This is a genomic window from Luteibacter sp. (genome assembly GCF_051958795.1).
Lineage (GTDB): Bacteria > Pseudomonadota > Gammaproteobacteria > Xanthomonadales > Rhodanobacteraceae > Luteibacter.
The window spans coordinates 1-18377 of record NZ_JBQCFT010000367.1 but is presented as its reverse complement, the minus strand read 5'-3'; the positions used below and the strand labels follow the sequence as shown (position 1 = coordinate 18377).

The window sequence follows — 18377 nt, the reverse complement described above, 5'->3', positions numbered from 1 at the left end:
GACATCATTCGCGGTTACGCCGCAGGCCTTGCCGACCTATCGCGAACGGCGTCGCTCACAGGGTGAGCTCCTACCCACAGGCCTATCAGGCCTGCTTGCGCACAGCCTTGCCACCCAGGCCGGCCGCGTCGCGGAGGAGCTCGGCGCGGTCGGTCTTTTCCCACGAGAACGCGGTGAAGGTGCTGCCATCGGCGGCCTTCATCTCGAACGGCTTGCGGCCGAAGTGGCCGTAGGATGCCGTGGCCTGGTACATCGGGTGGACCAGGTCGAGCATCTTGATGATGCCGAACGGGCGCAGGTCGAAGTGCTTGCGGACCAGCTTCTCGATCTTGTCGTCCGAAATCTTGCCGGTGCCGAAGGTGGTCACCGAGATCGAGGTCGGCTCGGCCACGCCGATCGCGTAGCTCACCTGGATTTCGCAACGGTCGGCCAGGCCGGCGGCCACGATGTTCTTGGCGACGTAGCGAGCGGCGTAGGCGGCCGAACGGTCGACCTTCGACGGATCCTTACCCGAGAACGCGCCACCACCGTGACGGGCCCAGCCGCCGTAGGTGTCGACGATGATCTTGCGACCGGTCAGGCCGCAATCGCCCACCGGGCCGCCGATCACGAACTTGCCGGTCGGGTTGATGTGGAACTTGGTGTCCTTGTGCAGGAGCTTCGCCGGCAGCACGGGCTTCAGGATCAGCTCGCGCACGCCTTCGATCAGGTCCTTCTGCTTCACGCCCGGATCGTGCTGGGTCGAGAGCACGACGGCGTCGATGGCGATGGCCTCACCGGCTTCGTTGTAGCGCAGGGTGACCTGGCTCTTCGCGTCCGGGCGCAGCCACGGCAGCGGCGAGTTCTTCTTCTTGCGGACCTTGGCCTGCTGCTCCACGAGGCGGTGGCTCAGGTGGATCGCGGCCGGCATGAACTCGCTGGTCTCGTTGGTGGCGTAGCCGAACATCAGGCCCTGGTCGCCAGCGCCCTGTTCTTCCGGCTTCTTGCGGTCCACGCCCTGGTTGATGTCCGGCGACTGCTTGCCGATCAGGTTAAGGACGCCGCAGGTCGCGCCGTCGAAACCGACGTCGGACGAGTTGTAGCCGATGTCGAGGATGACGTTACGGGTCAGCGCTTCCAGGTCGATCCAGGCGCTGGTGGTGATTTCACCCGCGACGATGGCCACGCCGGTCTTCACCAGCGTTTCGCAGGCCACGCGAGCGCGCGGATCCTGCGCCAGGATGGCGTCGAGGACGGCGTCGGAGATCTGGTCGGCGATCTTGTCCGGATGGCCTTCGGAGACCGACTCGGAGGTGAAGAGGTAGCTGCTCATCGGGGGTATATATCCTTCTTTACGGATAAAGAGATAAAAGGGGCGCGCCATGATACACGCCCCCGTACCAGTTTGCAGCGCCCAGCGTAACCCCCGGGGGTGACGATTGCATGGATATTCACAAATCCCGGACAACCCGCCCCGACGGAACGCTGAGGTCAACTGCGCGAGGATGGGGCCCTGGCGGCTTGGGAGGCAGGCATGGCGGAACGGCACATCGTGTTCGCGACCGTGGGATCGCAGGGGGACCTGTTCCCGCTGCTGGCCGTGGGCCGTGAGCTGGCCGCCCGGGGGCACCGGGTGACGGTGGGCGCCCATGCGATCCACCGGGAGGCGGTGCTCGATGCCGGACTTGAATTCGTCATGGCCAGCGGGATCGCCGAGCCGGAGGACAAGGCGGCCTTCGCGGCCCGGGCCTTCCACCCGTGGCGTGGACCGCGCTTCGTCGTGCGCGACCTGGCGGCGGCCGACGTGGCCACGAGCTACCACACCCTGAAAACCTTCTGCACCGAAGCCGATGCGCTGGTGACCACGACGCTTGCGTTCGCCGGGCAGATCCTCGGCGAGACGCTGCCGCTTGCCTGGTTCTCGGCGGTGCTGTCGCCATCGGTGTTTCTTTCGCCGTTCGATCCGCCGGCAACCGGCCTTGGCAGGCTGGACCGGTGGCTGGGCCGGAAGCCGTCGCGCGCCCGCTGGCTCGTGCGTCTTGTCGAAGCCGTAACACGGCCGTGGACCTCGAACGTCCGCACGTTCCGGCGCTCGCTCGGCCTGGCACCCACCGGGCCAAACGGCGACCCGTTCCATCGCGGGCAGCACGGTCGCGATGGCGTGCTGGCGATGTACTCCCCGTTACTGGGAGCGCTCCCGGCGGACGCGCCGCCGGGCACGTTGCTGACCGGCCAGTGCCGCTACCTGCCAGCAGCCGACGTGCTCGACCCGGCGTTGTCGCACTGGCTGGCCGCCGGCGAACCGCCGCTCGTGTTCACACTCGGCTCGGCGGCGGTGCACGCGGGCGAGGGCTTCCTGCGTGAAAGCATCGCGGCGGCACGCATGCTCGGTCGCCGCGCGGTGCTGCTCACCGGCTCGCCGGAGCTGCGCGAACGGCTCGGGAACCTCACCGACGACATGCTCGCGATTGACTACGCATCGCACGGTGCCCTGTTTGCACGGGCCTGCGCCGTGATCCACCACGGCGGCATCGGCACCACGCAGGAAGCCTTGCGCGCGGGCCGCCCCGCGCTGGTCGTGCCGCATGGTTTCGACCAGCCGGACAATGCGGCGCGGGTAAAAGGCCTCGGAACGGGCGACGTGCTACCCGCCGGCCGCTATAACGCCCGCCGCGCGGCAGCGAAGCTCAACACTCTGTTGAATGACCCAGCCGTTTGCGCCCGCGCCGAAGCGATCGGCTGCGCGCTGCGGGAAGAATACGGCGCCAGGATCGCCGCCGACGCCATCGAAAGCCGCCTGCTGCCGTAGCTTCCCAAGGCGTCGCTAAAGAGCATCGTTCGCAAGCTCACTCCCACACGATGTCGGCGTTACTCGTAACCGGCGATGGCGCGCGGTGTGTACGCTTCTTCCAGCGCCTTCATCTCCTCGGCGGTGAGGTTGAGTTCGAGTGCCGCCACCGCATCAGCCAGGTGATGCGGCTTCGAAGCGCCGACAATCGGTGCCGTGATGCCGGGCCGCTGCGCGACCCAGGCCAGCGCGACCTGCGCACGCGGTACGCCGCGCGTCTCGGCGATCTTCTTCACCGCCGCCACTATGGCGCGGTCGGCATCTTCCGTCGCGTTGTACAGCGTGCCGCCAAAAACATCCTTCTCCTGGCGCGTGCTGCTCTCTTCCCAGTCGCGGGTCAGGCGGCTGCGTGCCAGCGGGCTCCACGGAATCACCGCGATGCCCTGGTCCTGGCAGAACGGGATCATCTCGCGTTCTTCCTCACGCTGGATCAGGTTGTAATGGTCCTGCATGCTCACGAACTCGGTCCAGCCGTGCACGCGCGAGGTATAGACCATCTTCGCGAACTGCCACGCATGCATGGATGACGCGCCGATGTAGCGTGCCTTGCCTGCCTTCACCACGTCATGCAGCGCTTCGAGCGTTTCCTCGATCGGCGTGGTGGCATCGAAGCGATGGATCTGCAGCAGGTCGATGTAGTCGGTGCCGAGCCGAGCCAGCGAGTCATCCACCGAATGGAAGATGGCCTTGCGCGAGAGGCCGCCGCCGTTCGGCCCCTTGTGCCAGCGGAAGAACGTCTTGGTGGCGATGACCACTTCGTCGCGCCTCGCAAAATCTTTCAGGGCGCGCCCGACGATCTCCTCCGAGGTGCCATCGGAATAGGCGTTAGCCGTGTCGAACGTGTTGATGCCCAGGTCCAGCGCCTTGCGCAGGAAGGGACGGCTCTGCGTTTCATCGAGCGTCCACGCGTGGTTGCCACGGTCCGGATCGCCGTAGGTCATGCAACCAAGGATCACCGGGGAGATCTCGAGGCCGGTCTTGCCGAGTTTCACGTACTGCATGGGGACACTCCGCATGGGGTTTGGTGTGGAGGGCCGCGCACGGTGTACACGGCACATATACCTGCGATGTCTATCTTTTAAGGATAGCGCGACCGGGCCGACGCATTCGAGCCGCGCGTCATCTCGGAGAAACCCCCATGTCATCCACGTATTCGTCACGCAGGCCCCCGCGCATCAGCGGCGTGGTCTTCGTGTTGCTTGGTCTTTTCCTCGCCGCCGGTGGTCTTTGGCTTACTGTCCTCGGCGGGTCGTTGTATTACCTGGTCGCGGGCCTCGCGATCCTCGTCACGGGCGTGTTGCTCGTGCGCGGGTCGCCTGCGGCGTTGTGGCTGTACGCGGTGGTCCTGCTCGGCACCACCGGCTGGGCTCTGTACGAAGTCGGGTTGAAGGGCTGGTGGCTGGAGCCGCGGTTGCTCGTGCCCGTGGTCGGTGCGCTGTGGTTGCTCATGCCGTGGGTACGCCGCGGCATCTATCCGGCACGCGGCGGCAGCGTCGCGGTCGGCTTCGCCCTGGTGGTCGCCCTGGTCGTGGGTATCGCCGGCTTCATGCAGCCGGTCGGCACGCGCGGCCATGCCGAGGCGCGGAACATCGCCGACGGTGCCGACGCCTCGGTACCCGACGGTGACTGGCAGTTCTACGGGCGCACGCCGAAAGGTGACCGCTTCTCGCCGCTGGACCAGATCAATGCCGGCAACGTAAAGCACCTCAAGGTCGCCTGGACCGCGCAGACCGGCGACACCATGCGCCCCGGTGAAGACCAGGGTGGCACCGACGCGGGCCATGAGTTCAATTTCGAGAACACGCCGATCAAGGTCAACAACACGCTGTACGTGTGCACGGGCCATAGCTGGGTCGTCGCGTTCGATGCCGCGACCGGCCAGAAGAAATGGTCGTACGACCCGAAGGCAAACACCGACGCCGACGTCTACCTCGCATGCCGTGGCGTGGCGTACTACGAAGCGCCGGCGGGCACGCAGACGGATTGCCCCCGCCGCATCATCGCGCCGGTGCTCGATGCACGCGTGATGGCGCTCAACGCCGATACCGGCAAGCCCTGCGAAGACTTCGGCGAGCACGGCTTCATCTCGCTCACGCAGTACCTCGGCCACGTGCCGGCGGGATTCCACTTCGTGACGTCGCCGCCCATGGTCTTGAAGGACCGCGTCATCCTTGGCGGCTGGGTCTACGACAACCAGGCCGAGGGCGAACCGTCGGGCGCAGTGCGCGCGTTCGATCCGATGTCAGGGAAGCTCGTGTGGGCGTGGGACATCGGCCACGATCCGCAGAACTGGACGCCGGGCCCGAATGACCAGCTCACCCGCGGGACGCCCAATGCGTGGGGCGTGTACACGGCGGATCCCGACCTCGGCATGGTCTACCTGCCGATGGGTAACGCCACGCCGGACTACTTCGGTGGCCACCGCCGTCCGTTTGACGAGAAGTACTCAAGCTCGACCGTCGCGCTCGACATCACGACGGGCGAACCGAAGTGGGTCTACCAGAACACGCACCACGATGTGTGGGATATGGATGTGCCCGTGGGTCCGTCGCTGGTCGATCTTCCTGGTACCGATGGCGGCCCGACCATTCCCGCGCTGGTGCAGACGACCAAGCGTGGCGAGTTCTTCGTGCTCAACCGCGAGACGGGCAAGCCGGTCACGGAAGTGACCGAAAAGCCGGTATCGCAGGACGGTGTCCCCGGCGACCATCTCTCGGCGACGCAACCGTATTCCACAGGCATGCCGTCGCTGACGCCGAAGGACCTCACGGAGGAACAGATGTGGGGCGCCACGCCGTTCGACCAGCTGATGTGCCGCATTGAATTCCGCAAGGCGGTCTACAAGGGCCAGTTCACGCCGCCGCAGCTGAAGGACACCATCGTGTACCCGGCATTCGATGGCGTGATCGACTGGCACGGCGCCTCCATCGATCCGTACAACAAGCTCATCATCGCCAACGCGAACTACATCCCCTTCATCATCAGCCTCGCGCCACGCGAGCCGGCGGAGAAGAAGGGCCTGGTGAAGCCGTGGGACGGCTCGGGCAATGAACCGAAAGTGGGCGGCGGGCTGGCTCCGCAGTACGGCACGCCTTATGTCGGCAAGGTGCATCCGTGGCTGAATCCGCTCGGCGTGCCGTGCAACCCGCCGCCGTGGGGCACCATCGCGGCCATCGATCTCGTCACGCACAAGCTCGTGTGGGAACACCCGCTCGGCACCACGCGCGATACCGGTCCGTTCGGCACGCACTTCAATGCGCCGCTCCCCACCGGCATCTTCAACATCGGTGGCAACATGACCACGCGCGGCGGCCTGGTCTTCATCGGTGCCACCGCGGACAACTACCTGCGCGCCATCGATGAAGGCAGCGGCGACGTGCTGTGGAAGGCGCGACTCCCCGCCGGTGGCCAGGCCAACCCCATGTCGTATTCGGTGAACGGTAAGCAATACGTCGTCATCGCCGCCGGCGGGCACAGCGGCCTGGGTACGAAGTCCGGCGATTACGTGGTGGCCTATACCTTGCCGTAACGGCGGAAACCCTACGGCAACTGTGGAAAAGGACTACAAATCAATGGGATGCGGTCCGTCTCTTGCGGAGATATACTTTGTCCAAGAGACGGAGGTTCCATGAGCAAGGTAAGGTCATTGAAGGCGGGATACACGGAAAGCGTCACTAACCGACTTTTCGGGACCCCAAAGGACGCACGTAAAACAGCCGCAACAATTCTTGTGTCACGGATGGAAGGCAAAGATTCGTTCAAGATAAACGGAAAAACCTATAGATCGGTGTCTCGGACGGTCGCAGGATCGGAATTGACTCAAACTAAGAAGAAGTGACGGATGGGGCTTAGCCTTGCGGTGGTCGTTGCGCTGGTCTTCATACTCCCAGGCGCGGCATTTGTCTTCGCTCTCAATCGTGACGTTTCGCAAGCCAAGCAATCGCCGCTAGACGCACAGGTTTCCGAGACCCTTGCGCTGGCCGTCGTTGCGGCACTGCTCCTGAATGCGTGTTGGTACTGGCTTTGGCAGTTGCTCTGCCATTGGAGTTCGTTGCCTACTCCTGACGCTGTAGGTTTTTTCTCGTTAATTCGAAGCGAAACCAAGGACGTCGTCGCAGACAACGCAATTCGAAGCGTCGCGGCATATCCAGTTCGCATATCTTCATACTTCTGTTCGTTGGCCTTTCTCGGTCATCTTTTCGGAATGGTTGTACGATCCATTCTTTCGCATTTCCGCGAGAATGATGAAGGAGCGCTGTGGGGTACGCTGCTCTCGCCTCCCAATGTCGACTTGATTTGGATGACGGTCGACGTTGAGCTGGACGGCGACGCGTTTTTGTTTGCCGGGTCGCTGCGCGACTATGCTGTAAATCGCGACGGAGGCTTGGAGCGAATTGTCCTGCTTGGTGCCGTTCGCAAGCCGCTATCCGCAGTAGTGCAGGTCGCGCAGACAGCTCCATCAGCGATGCAGTCTGCGCTTCCGGGGGATTGGCGATCAGTTCCAGGCGAGTTCGTTGTCCTCAACGTTGCGAGCACTAAGACGATCAACATCGACTACTTCTATCAGGACGATCCAGGCGAACACAGCGATACCGGTGACGATGGAACCAGTACCGAAGGCTCGCCAAGTAGCGAGAGTGGCCCAGAACGACGCGTCGGCGACGATGGAAACGAGTAATTGTCGGAGACGAGTCGGATCATGTGATCACGGAAGTGATCGACCAGTTCATTGATTCGGTCTGCGGATATGCACTCACCGAGGTTCATGGGCAGCCGCGCTCTAATCACCGAATCTTCGGCTACCCCATTTATGGAGATCTGACCTTCAACGTCTACTTCGTAGACGCCTTGATTGATTCCGATTAGCCATGAACGAGTCCCGAAGCCGATCTGTCCTCCCGTGGTGCCGATAGCTCCGTGATCGTACGCCACGATTGGTGATCCACTCGATCCTTGATACACAGCCATATCAATCAAGAATTCGCGGCGTCCTTGCCACGATATCTTCGGGTTTGTGGCAGTGATCCCACGCCTAAAAACCGGCTTGTTATTTACGTGATCCCATTGTCCATCTGGGTAGCCGACCATTAGCACGTTCGCGGCCACGCCTACCTCGTTCAGAACATCAGGCCCGGGGATCCAGTCCCTGCCAAGCGCTGTGAAATCGAATGTGTACCCATCGAGAGTGACTCCATTCATGAAGCCGCTTATGTTCAGGCACACCAAATCTACGTCAGGGTCGATGTGGCCGACCAGTTGGAAAGACGTCAGCGGCTCGTCGATCTCGACGACATCGGCGTTGCCTGCAGCATCGAAGAGAGTAAAAATTAGCTGAACGCATTGTGCATTTGCGAGTACGTGCCGGCAGGTGATAATCAGGATGTACCCGCCTCCTTCACTTTGACCGGCCGCGTCCGTCGGCTCAAAGAAAAAAAAGCCGGTCCCCGATTTTCCGGCATCTGTGGTGATCCTGACGGTGCATCGATCGAGGCGTTCGACGGCGGTCAGCTGTAGCGGAGTCATGCGAATCCTTGCAATGGTCTGTGACAAGTATGCCACCGCAAGCACGGCTGGCCTAAGAGCGCGGGTGTGCGGGCTATGGCGCGGCGATTGCACCCAGCCCAACCGAGATCAGGCTCCCCTTGAAAGCGCTGGCGGCGCCCCTACCATAGGGGCCAGCCGCTTGCAGCCCGCTGGGCCCAAGCGTACGATCCGCCACCAATTCACCGAGAGCCGCCATGTTTGCCTGCAAGCACGCATTGATCCACCTGCCAACGATGCCCCCACGGGCGCGTCGCGGGTGCGCGCGCCTTGTGGCAGGCCTTACGCCGTAACGGCGCCGGCCTCGAACCGCTTCACGAAAAGCACCCGGAAGGGTGCTTTTTTTTGGCCCCGATTTCCCCAAACCCGAATTTCCAAGCCCTTGCCGGAGCACCGTGCCATGAAGAACTGCCGCGATCCCCGATCCTGATCCGTCCCACCCACGCCAGGGGCGACGGTTAAGCCTCGGGGAATGCCTCGCTCGAAGGACATCTTGTCGAGCCCCTGGCGCCCTGATTGGAACTGTTCAACCATGAGTACCCGCGATACCACCATCCCCGTCGGCCGTTGGCGCAACCTCGGCATCATCGCCCATGTCGACGCTGGTAAAACCACGCTCACCGAGCGCCTCCTCTACAAGACCGGCACGATCCATCGCACCGGTGAGGTGCACGATGGCGCGACGACCACCGACCATATGGAACTCGAGCGCGAACGTGGCATCACGATCGGCGCCGCGGCCGTGCGCGCCAACTGGACGCCGGAAGGTGGCCTGCCGCATCGGCTGACCCTGATCGACACCCCGGGGCACATCGATTTCGCGATCGAGGTGGAACGTTCGCTGCGCGTGCTCGATGGCGCCGTGGTGGTCTTCTCCGGCGTCGCCGGCGTGCAGCCGCAATCCGAAACCGTGTGGCACCAGGCGCGCCGGCATGGCGTGCCGCTGATGGCGTTCGTCAACAAGATGGACCGCCCTGGCGCGGACTTCGATGCGACGCTGGTGCAGATGCGCGAGAAGCTCGGTGCGAACCCGTGGGTCGTGGCGCAACCGGTGATCGAAGGCGAACACATCGTCGGCCTCTACGACCTGGTCGGCGAACGCACGTGGCTGTTCGATGAGAAAGGCGCGCCCAGCATCACGCCGTGGACCGACGCCGAGCGCGCCATGCATGCGAACGCACGCGCGGAGCTGGTGGCGGCGGTGGCTGACAAGGACGAGGCGCTGGCGGAGCTCTGGCTCGCCGAGCAGCCGATCGATGCGGCCACGCTGACGGCGGCACTGCGCCGCGGCACGCTTGCGGGCATCGGCCAGCCGGTGCTGCCGGGTTCGGCGTTCCGTAACGTGGGCATCGAGCCGCTGCTCGACGCGTTCGTCGCCTATCTGCCGTCGCCGGTGGATCGTCCGTCCGTGGTCGCGCATACCGACAAGGGCGATGTGCAGGTGGCGCCGGATGCGAATGCGCCGCTCGCCGCGCTGGTCTTCAAGGTGGTCAACCAGTCGCATGGGCCGCTCGCTTTCATTCGCCTGTACGCAGGGCGGTTGAACGTGGGTGACGCGGTATGGCGCAGTGGTACCGATCGCACGCAGCGCATCGGGCGCCTCGCCGTGGTCCGCGCCGACGATACCGAGGCCGTGGATACCGCGGAGGCGGGTGACATCGTGGCGATCATGGGCTGGAAGGACGTGGCAACCGGTGAAACGCTGGCCGATCCGCATCACGAACTGCGCCTCGAGACCATCCAGGCGCAGCCCGCGGTGCTGTCGTGGCGGCTCTCGCCGGAACGCTCGGCGGACCTGCTCAAGCTCGGCAATGGCCTGGCGCGCCTGGCGCAGGAGGATCCGTCCTTCCGCGTCAGTACCGACCCGGAGACAGGCGAGACCCTCGTCTGGGGCATGGGCGAACTCCACCTGGAAGTGATGGTGGAACGCCTGCGCCGCGAATGGGGCGTGCAGGTGCGCACGGGTTCGCCGCGCGTGGCTTACCAGGAAACGCCGGCACGGCCGTCGGGTCCGATCGAAGGCAAGCTCGCGAAGCAGACCGGTGGCAGCGGCCAGTACGCGCGCGTCGTGCTCTCGGTATCGCCGGTGGAAGGCGATGCGAACCGCTACGAGGATCGCACCACGGGTGGCGTGATCCCGAAGCAGTTCCAGGCGGCGGTGCAGAAGGGCGCGGAGCAGGCGCTGCTGGAAGGCCCGCGTGGCTTCCCGGTGGTCGGTGCGGAAGTGGTCGTGCTCGATGGCCAGGCGCACGCCGTGGACTCGAACGAAGGCGCGTTCCATCGTGCCGCGCAGATCGCGGTGAAGGCTGCCCTGGAGGCGACCGGCACCGTGCTGCTCGAACCGGTGATGCGCGTCTCCGTGACCGCGCCGGGCGTGGCGGTGGGCGATGTGCTGGGCGACCTGCAGCGCCGCGGCGGCCAGATCGTGAACCTGACCGACAAGCAGGAACGCACGGAGATCGAAGCCGACGTGCCGCTGGCCCAGCTCGACGGGTACAGCACCGCCCTGCGCAGCCTGAGCCAGGGCCGCGCCGCAGCCACGGTGGCGTTCCACGCCTACCGCCCGGCGGCGGTGCAGGAGGCCCGCAAGCAGGCCTGAGGAATGGCCTCGGCGACGACGGCGGACCGCGCGTGTCGCGCGCCGTGCCTTTGTAGGAGCTCACCTTGTGAGCGACGCCTTTCGCGATGACGCCACAGGGCCTGTCATGCTTCGCGAAAGATGTCGCCCACAGGGTGGGCTCCTACGGGTACGCTTTGTCCATGCTTACCTATGCCGAAGCCCTTGCTGTACTGATGAAGGAGGCCCAGCCGCTCGGCAACGAGCGGGTGGGCCTTTCGTTGTCCATGGGGCGGATCCTCGCCGGGCCGGTGACGAGCCCGCTGGCGCTTCCGTCATTCGATAACGCCGCGATGGACGGCTTCGCCATCCGCCAGGGTCGAGGCCCGATTCCGGCGGGCACGGCATTCACGGTCGCCGGCATGCAGGCCGCGGGCGATAACACCACGGCATTCCCCGGCGGCGAAGCCTGCGAGATCGCCACCGGCGCGCGCGTGCCGGATGGCTTCGATACCGTCGTCCCCGTGGAGCGTTGCGAGCGCGAAGGCGATCGCGTCCGCCTGCTCCAGGAAGAGAAGCGCGGCCAGAACATCCGGCTCGCCGGTGGCGACATCATGCGCGGCAGCGCGGCGCTGGCCGCGGGCCGGCGCATCGATGCCGCGGCGATCATGCTGCTCGCCGCGCTCGGCGTCGATGCGGTGGACGTGGCCCGCCTTCCGCGCGTCGCGATCATCAATACCGGCAGCGAACTGCACGCCAGCGGCCCATTGCCCGAGGGCGGCATCCACGATTCGAACGGCCCCTTCCTCGAAGCGATGCTCGGTTCGTGGGGTGTCGTGCTCCTCATGCGCCGCCGCGTCCCGGATACCGGCGATGCCTTCCGTCTCGCGGTGGAAGAGGCACGCGTGGCGGGCGCCGACCTCATCGTGACCACGGGAGCCGTCTCGGCGGGACGTTTCGACTTCGTGCCCACGGCCCTGGCGGCGATGGGCGCCCGCGAGCTGTTCCACAAGGTCGCGATCCGTCCTGGCAAGCCGATCCTCGCCGCGCGCTTCGATGGCGGCCCGATGGTGCTCGGCCTGCCGGGCAATCCCATGGCCGTCGCGGTCGGCCATCGTTTCTTTGTCGCGCCGGCACTACGCGGCATGGCTGGGTTGCGCGCTGAAACCCCCACGCGTGTTCGTCTTGTCGAAGGCCACGAGGCACGCCCCGGCCTGCAGCACTTCGCCCTGGGCCGCCTCGAAACCGACGAGGAGGGCCGCCAGGTGGCGCGCGTGCAGCGCAACCAGGCGGCTTACCGCATCGTACCCTTCACCGACGCCAACGCATGGCTGACGGCGGATAGCGCCTTCGGTGAGGTCGTGGATGCGTGGCCGCTCGATCCGGTGCTCGCGCCGTGATCGGCGTGATCCTCGCTGGCGGCCGCTCGTCGCGCATGGGCGAAGACAAGGCCATGCTGCGCATCGGCGGCCGCACCCTGCTCGAACGCACGCGCGAGGTTCTCGTCGACGCTGGCGCCGGCGAGGTCGTCGTGAGCGGCGCGGCGCACGGTGGCATCGCCGACCGATGGACCGATAAGGGCCCGATCGGCGGTATCGCCAGCGTCGCAGCGGCCCTCGATGACGGCGAGCTGCTGATCGTACCGGTGGATATGCCACACGTGGACGCGCCGACCCTCATGCGCCTTCGCGACGAACGCCGCATGCGCGCCACCCGCTGGGCTGGCCATCCGTTGCCGATGCGCCTCACGCTGGACGCCATGACGCGCGCGACACTGGCCGAGCTGGTCGAACTCGATGGGCGCGCCTGCTCGGTCTCCGCATTGCAGGCGCGCATCGGCGTCGCCACACTGTCGCTCGGCGGCACCACGCCCCTGGCGCTGTCCAACTGCAACACCCCCGACGAATGGCGCGAGGCGAACCCATGAGAGTGCAACTGGAAAACGACACTATCCGCGTGCGCATCGATGAGGACGAACTCGCCGAATTGCTGGGCGATGTCGCGCTGCTCGGGTCCACGGCGTTCGGCCGCGCCTTCACCATGCGCTATGCCATCGACGCGACGAACGCCGTGCATTGCTCACTCGACGGCAATGCGCACGAATGGCGCCTGGAGGTTCCGCGAGCGCAGCTGCTCGATCTGCAGGCGCGCCTGCCGAGCAAGGACGGTTTGGTTTTCGACATCCCCGGCCACGATACGGTGGCCACGACGGTGTTGTTCGATGTCGACGTGAAGGACAGCCTCAAGCGCCGTCGCAACGCCTGACCACCGCTCCCGCGCAGCCGTCGTGGGAGCGTGCTTGCACGCGATAGGTGCTGCCGTTACGCCGATCGCGCGCAAGCGCGCTCCCACAAAAGCGGGTCAGATGCGCGGGTTCTGAATGCGCTCCGGCCGGCTATAACCGTTGACGCGGCCGGGTCGCGCGAAGCCGACCAGCGTGAGCCCACAATCGGCCGCCAGCGTCACCGCGAGCGCGGTGGGCGCGGAAATCGCGACCAGGACGGTGATACCGGCGACCGCAGCCTTCGTCACCATCTCATAGCTTGCGCGGCTGGTGATGACGGCGAAGCCTTCGCGCGGGTCGATGCCGCGGCGGGTCATCGCCCCGATCAGCTTATCCAGCGCGTTATGCCGGCCCACGTCTTCGCGCACCACCATCAGCGAACCATCGGCGCGCGCCCAGGCGGCCGCATGGACCGACCCGGTGAACGCGTTGATGGGCTGCTCCGCGCGCAATGCTTCCAGCGCGCGCTCGATGGCATCGGGGGCGACGTTGCTGCCGGCGGCCACCGGTCGCGGGCGGCGGATGACGTCCTCCAGCTCGCGCGTACCGCAGATGCCGCAGCCGCTGCGTCCGGGCATCTCACGCGTACCCAGCGCCGGGCCGGCTTCGATCGTATCGCCGGTCGTCACGCGAGCCCCGGCCAGCGCCGCGTCCGCGCCCATCGTCGCCGCCTCCATGACCGCCGTGGGAACGGCGAGGCGCGTGCGCACATCGATCGTGATGCCTTCCAGCACCTCGTGGACCTCGATCGACTCGATATCCCGTACGTCCTCCACCCGGTTCTCGGTCAACGCGAACCCGCGGGCGAAATCCTCCAGGTCGACCGGCGAGGCCATCATCACCGCGAACGGCTTCCCGTCGAAATGCAGCGCGACGGGCACCTCTTCCGCGAGCCGGTCCTGGTCCTCGGCGGCACGGCCGCGCTCGTAGCGCGTGACGATGCGGCGCGCGCTGCCGGCGGGCGGGGTCAGGTCATGCCGCATGGGTAGCCTTCTTTCGGCGCGGTGCGGCCGGTTCGGTGGAAGCGACGATGCGTACCGGCACCGATTTGTACGTCGGCGTACCCGAGTGGCTGTCGTGGTTCTCGAGCGAGATGAGCGCGTTGCCTTCCGGGTAATACATGGCCACCGAACCCTCGGCGATGTCGTAAGCGATGGCGGTAAAGCCGCGCACGGCGCGCTGGCGGCCATCGGCGATGTTGCGACCCGTGGCAAAGATATCGATGCGATCGCCATGCTTCAGGCCGCGCGCCGCGAGATCGGCCGCATGCATGAACACGACATCGCGGCGGCCGGTGACGCCACGGTAGCGATCGTTCAGGCCGTAGATGGTGGTGTTGTACTGGTCATGCGAGCGGATGGTGGTGAGCATCAGCCCGCCTTGCTCGACGCGGTCATCCTCGTCGAGCCCGCGCGCCAGGAGGAACTGCGCCTTCCTGCTCGGCGTCGCCCAGTCGCGCTCACTCGCCGCGACGCGCAGGCGGAAGCCACCCGGCACGTTCACCCGCTTGTTGAAGTCGTAAAAGATCGGGAAGACCTTCTCGATGTCGTCGCGGATCAGGTTGTAATCGCCGACCAGCGCGTCCCAGTCGACGCGCGTGGCGGGCAGGGCGGCCTTCGCGATGCCGGCGACGATCCACGGTTCGGAGCGCAGGTGCTCCGAAGCGGGCGTAAGCGTGCCGGCGGAGGCATGCGCCATCGACATGGAATCCTCGACGGTGACAGCCTGGGGCCCCGTCGCCTGCACATCGAGTTCGGTGCGGCCCAGGCAGGGAAGGATGAACGATTCCTTCGCCAGCAGCAGGTGCGAACGGTTGAGCTTGGTCGCGACGTGCACGGCCAGGTCGAGCTTGCGCATGGCCGCGAAGGTCTCTTCGGTATCCGGCATGGCGACGGCCAGGTTGCCGCCCAGCGCGATCATCGCCTTCGAGCGGCCATCGCGGATCGCCAGCAGCGAGGCCACCGCATCGTGGCCGTGTTCCACGGGTGGCTCGAAGCCATACGCGCGGCGGATGCCTTCATTGAGTTCCGCGTTCGGCTTCTCGGTGATGCCGACCGTGCGGTCGCCCTGCACGTTGCTGTGCCCGCGCAAGGGGCAGATGCCCGCGCCCTTGCGGCCGATGTTGCCGCGCATGAGCAGCAGGTTCGCGATCTGCTGGACGTTCTCGGTGCCATGCTGGTGCTGGGTGATGCCCATGCCATAGCAAACGATGACGGCTTTCGCCTTCGCGTAGATCGACGCGGCGTACTCGATCTCGCCGCGGCTGAGCCCGCTGACCCGCTCGATGTCGCCCCACTGCGTGGCGGTGACATCGGCCACGAGCGCCTCGAATCCTTCGGTGTTCTCCGCGATGAACGCATGGTCGATCACGGGCGGGAGGCCTGCATCGCGTGCGATCGCGTCCTCTTCCACCAGGTACTTCATCATGCCCTTCAACACGGCGACGTCGCCGCCGATCTTCACCTTGTAATAGGTGGAGGCGATACGCACCGATTTACCCGTGAGCATTTCAGCGGGGTGCTGCGGGGAGGTGAAGCGCTCCAGCCCACGCTCGGGCATCGGGTTCAGCACCACGATCGGCACGCCGCGCAGGGAGGCTTCGCGCAGCGTGGAAAGCATGCGCGGGTGGTTCGTGCCTGGGTTGTGGCCGATGCAGAAGATGGCGTCGCAGTGGTCGAAATCCTCGAGCAGCACGGTGCCCTTGCCCGAGCCGACTGACTGAGGCAGGCCGACGCTGGTGGCCTCGTGGCACATGTTGGAGCAGTCGGGGAAGTTGTTGGTGCCGTACTCGCGCACGAACAGCTGGTAGAGGAACGCCGCTTCGTTCGACGCACGGCCCGAGGTATAGAACTCGGCCATGTTCGGGTCGGGCAGGGTGCGCAAGGCGGCACCGATGCGGCGGAAGGCCTCCTCCCACGCCACCGGCTGGAAGGTATCGGTGGCGGCGTCGTAGGCCATGGGGTGGGTCAGGCGGCCAAGGCCCTCGAGCGTGTAATCGCTGAGGTTCCAGAGTTCGGCCACCGTGTTCTTCGCGAAGAACTCGGGCCGCACGCGCTTGGCGGTGGCCTCCCACGAGACGGCCTTGGCGCCGTTCTCGCAGAACTCGAACGACGAGGTTTCCTTCGGGTCGGGCCACGCGCAGCCCGGGCAGTCGAAGCCGTGCGGCTGGTTCACCTTGTGCAGCGCGATGGACTCGCGCGCGATCGCCATCTGGCCGCTCAGCGCACGAGCCACCGCCCCCAGCGCTCCCCAGCCACCGGCAGGGCCGTCGTAGTCATCGATGCCGGGGACGCGGGTGTCGCTCATGGGTCTGATTCGCAAGAAGTTCTGGCCTGGCGCCATTCTACGCTGCAGGGCAGGGTCGAATTAAACAAACGCGTAAGCATCCAACGAAAGATTCACGCCGATTTTGCGGCCGAACCCCCAACCTCCGCGCCGCTCGGCGTCCCTCCCCAGGCGCCACGGAAGCTTTGTATGTCCATGCCACAGTCCCGGCTTGCGGCCGTGCCCGCGTACGCCCCGGCCCCGCGCGGCCTCGCCATTGGCGATATGCGCGGCCACGGGCGGGTCACCGAAGATGCGGCGCTGGCCTGGCTGGCGCTGGATCGGCGCGCCGGCCTGTTGCGCTCCTCGCATCCGGAGCGGGCACTGCTGAGCGTGCAGATGGACGGCGAGGTGGAATGGGTTAGTGCCTATGTCCCGGGTACCAACGTCCTCGAGACCGTGGGCCACGCTGATGGCGCCGAGCTGCGTGTCGTCGATTTCATGGCCGTGGCGGAGGGCCGCGCGGACCAGGCGGAAGCCGTGGCCGCGGGGCGCTTTGTCCGCATCATCACCTGCACGGAAGGCGAAGCCTCGTTCCGCCTGGTGTGCGCCGCGCCACTCGCTAGCGCGGGAAAGTGCGAGGCGCAGGCAGCGGATGGCTGGCACCTGGCCTGCTCGCGCCCGCTGGGTGCGGGGGCCGAAGTCGTCGCCACCCATGTCCGCCTCGCCGCGGGCGAAAGCGTCGCTTTCGTCATCAGCGAGGCCCCGGTCCAGGGTGGCCCGGCCTTGACTGCCGAGGCGCTGCACGCGCTCGGCGAGACCATCCATTACTGGACCTGGTGGAGCGACCGCTGCCGCTACAAGGGCGAGGATTTCGACCAGCGCCTCCGCGAAGCCCTGGCGCTCAAGCTGTCGTTCTGCGAGGACGCCTACCTGGCCGAAGTGCCGGGCATGGCCGGCTTCACGCCGGCGCCCTCCGGCGACGTGATCCGCGCCGCGGCGAGTTTCCTTGCACTCGGTTACCGCGGTGAATGCGCCGCGTTGCTGTCCCGGCTGCATGGCGAGCAGGCCCCGGAAGCGTCCCGTCCGGAGCGTTGGTCGGCCGAAGAGAGCTTCCGTGCGACCCTCGATGCCTATGTGTTGCGCTACGGCACGCTGGGTCTCCCTGGGGACGTGAGCGCCGCCATCGCGGCTCAGCAAGCCATTGTGCAATGCACAAAATGCATGGCGTAAGCGCAAACATGCAGAACATGCATACCTGATAGGTTGCGCATCGCGTTGTTCCCGCAGGTTCCCGCGGGCCAGCATCGCCCCCGCTTTCGCCGATTCACCGGCACCGGGGACCCATGCACATGACGCTTCGCCGTTTCACGTTCGCCTTCATTGCCGCACTGGCCGCTGGCCACGCCGTGGCCCAGACCACGCCCGACGCGGAACCACCGCGCCAGACCACGCCGGCGAAGCCGAAGGACGCGGGCGGCCCGGTCGACAAGCTCCGTGACGAGGGCATCTCGCTCCGCTTCGTCTGGGCGAATGACTGGGCAGCCAGCGTGCGCGGCGGTGAACGCCTCGGCGCCACGAACGGCGGTGGCGCGGTCGGTGGCGCCGACCTCGACATGGGCAAGCTCGCCGGGATCGAGGGCGGCAAGATGCACATCACGTTCGCGCGCTATTACGGCCACAGCGTCGCCGCCGACGATATCGGCGTCATCCAGAAGATCCAGGGCTACTGGTACCCGAAGCGCCAGTGGGAACTGGCCCAGCTGACCTGGGAGCAGCAGTTCAAGGACAGCCATATCAACGTCCTGGCGGGCCGCATGAACGCCCCGTGGCAGTTCGCGCGTTCCACGTACGGCTGCCGCTTCGTCAGCGCGCCGGACTGCCCGTACCAGCTGACGAACACC

Annotated in this window: 14 protein-coding genes; 9 read left to right on the top strand and 5 right to left on the bottom strand. The window is 66.0% G+C overall.

From position 1 onward, the window contains the following. Nucleotides 1–85 precede the first annotated feature (85 nt). Nucleotides 86–1312 (bottom strand): methionine adenosyltransferase, encoded by a 1227-nt coding sequence (gene metK, locus ACTHLF_RS19515; protein WP_440329624.1) that lies wholly within the window; start codon nucleotides 1310–1312, stop codon nucleotides 86–88. A 201-nt stretch (nucleotides 1313–1513) separates the two neighbouring features. Between metK and ACTHLF_RS19510 the strand changes: the two genes are divergently transcribed. Continuing rightward, nucleotides 1514–2788, top strand: a complete 1275-nt coding sequence (locus ACTHLF_RS19510; protein WP_440329622.1) for a glycosyltransferase — start codon at nucleotides 1514–1516, stop codon at nucleotides 2786–2788. A gap of 59 nt (nucleotides 2789–2847) precedes the next feature. Here ACTHLF_RS19510 and ACTHLF_RS19505 read toward each other — a convergent pair whose 3' ends face one another. Beyond that, nucleotides 2848–3828, bottom strand: coding sequence for an aldo/keto reductase (locus tag ACTHLF_RS19505; RefSeq protein WP_440329620.1), 981 nt, complete (start codon nucleotides 3826–3828; stop codon nucleotides 2848–2850). A gap of 137 nt (nucleotides 3829–3965) precedes the next feature. Here ACTHLF_RS19505 and ACTHLF_RS19500 point away from each other — a divergent pair, with 137 nt between their 5' ends. Beyond that, the gene (locus ACTHLF_RS19500; protein ID WP_440329618.1) at nucleotides 3966–6356 is read left to right on the top strand and encodes a membrane-bound PQQ-dependent dehydrogenase, glucose/quinate/shikimate family; all 2391 of its coding nucleotides are present in this window, start codon (nucleotides 3966–3968) and stop codon (nucleotides 6354–6356) included. Nucleotides 6357–6668: 312 nt separating this feature from the next. Beyond that, nucleotides 6669–7505, top strand: coding sequence for a hypothetical protein (locus ACTHLF_RS19495; RefSeq protein ID WP_440329616.1), 837 nt, complete (start codon nucleotides 6669–6671; stop codon nucleotides 7503–7505). Here ACTHLF_RS19495 and ACTHLF_RS19490 read toward each other — a convergent pair. Next, nucleotides 7391–8350 (bottom strand): S1 family peptidase, encoded by a 960-nt coding sequence (locus ACTHLF_RS19490; RefSeq protein WP_440329614.1) that lies wholly within the window; start codon nucleotides 8348–8350, stop codon nucleotides 7391–7393. The two genes, ACTHLF_RS19495 and ACTHLF_RS19490, sit on opposite strands and share 115 nt — an antisense overlap. 550 nt (nucleotides 8351–8900) lie before the next feature. Between ACTHLF_RS19490 and fusA the strand changes: the two genes are divergently transcribed. The 4 genes from fusA to ACTHLF_RS19470 all read left to right on the top strand — a co-directional run bounded on the left by fusA (nucleotide 8901) and on the right by ACTHLF_RS19470 (nucleotide 13190). Continuing rightward, complete coding sequence (fusA, locus tag ACTHLF_RS19485; RefSeq protein ID WP_440329612.1) at nucleotides 8901–10967, top strand: elongation factor G; 2067 nt, start codon at nucleotides 8901–8903, stop codon at nucleotides 10965–10967. Between the two features lie 161 nt (nucleotides 10968–11128). Then, nucleotides 11129–12325, top strand: coding sequence for a molybdopterin molybdotransferase MoeA (locus tag ACTHLF_RS19480; RefSeq protein ID WP_440329611.1), 1197 nt, complete (start codon nucleotides 11129–11131; stop codon nucleotides 12323–12325). Further along, nucleotides 12322–12852, top strand: coding sequence for a molybdenum cofactor guanylyltransferase (gene mobA, locus ACTHLF_RS19475; protein ID WP_440329609.1), 531 nt, complete (start codon nucleotides 12322–12324; stop codon nucleotides 12850–12852). Before ACTHLF_RS19480 ends, mobA begins: the two co-directional genes overlap by 4 nt. After that, nucleotides 12849–13190 carry a hypothetical protein gene (locus ACTHLF_RS19470; protein ID WP_440329607.1) on the top strand — a complete coding sequence of 114 codons (342 nt, stop codon included), beginning with the start codon at nucleotides 12849–12851 and terminating at the stop codon, nucleotides 13188–13190. Before mobA ends, ACTHLF_RS19470 begins: the two co-directional genes overlap by 4 nt. Before the next feature lie 96 nt (nucleotides 13191–13286). Here the strand turns inward: ACTHLF_RS19470 and fdhD are convergent, their stop codons facing one another. Further along, nucleotides 13287–14192, bottom strand: coding sequence for a formate dehydrogenase accessory sulfurtransferase FdhD (gene fdhD, locus ACTHLF_RS19465; protein WP_440329605.1), 906 nt, complete (start codon nucleotides 14190–14192; stop codon nucleotides 13287–13289). Further along, nucleotides 14182–16515, bottom strand: a complete 2334-nt coding sequence (locus ACTHLF_RS19460; RefSeq protein ID WP_440329603.1) for an FdhF/YdeP family oxidoreductase — start codon at nucleotides 16513–16515, stop codon at nucleotides 14182–14184. Before ACTHLF_RS19460 ends, fdhD begins: the two co-directional genes overlap by 11 nt. A gap of 168 nt (nucleotides 16516–16683) precedes the next feature. Between ACTHLF_RS19460 and ACTHLF_RS19455 the strand changes: the two genes are divergently transcribed. Beyond that, the gene (locus ACTHLF_RS19455; protein WP_440329602.1) at nucleotides 16684–17706 is read left to right on the top strand and encodes a hypothetical protein; all 1023 of its coding nucleotides are present in this window, start codon (nucleotides 16684–16686) and stop codon (nucleotides 17704–17706) included. Nucleotides 17707–17825: 119 nt separating this feature from the next. Further along, nucleotides 17826–18377, top strand: a 552-nt coding sequence (locus ACTHLF_RS19450; RefSeq protein ID WP_440329601.1) for a carbohydrate porin, incomplete at its 3' end; no start/stop codon positions are given.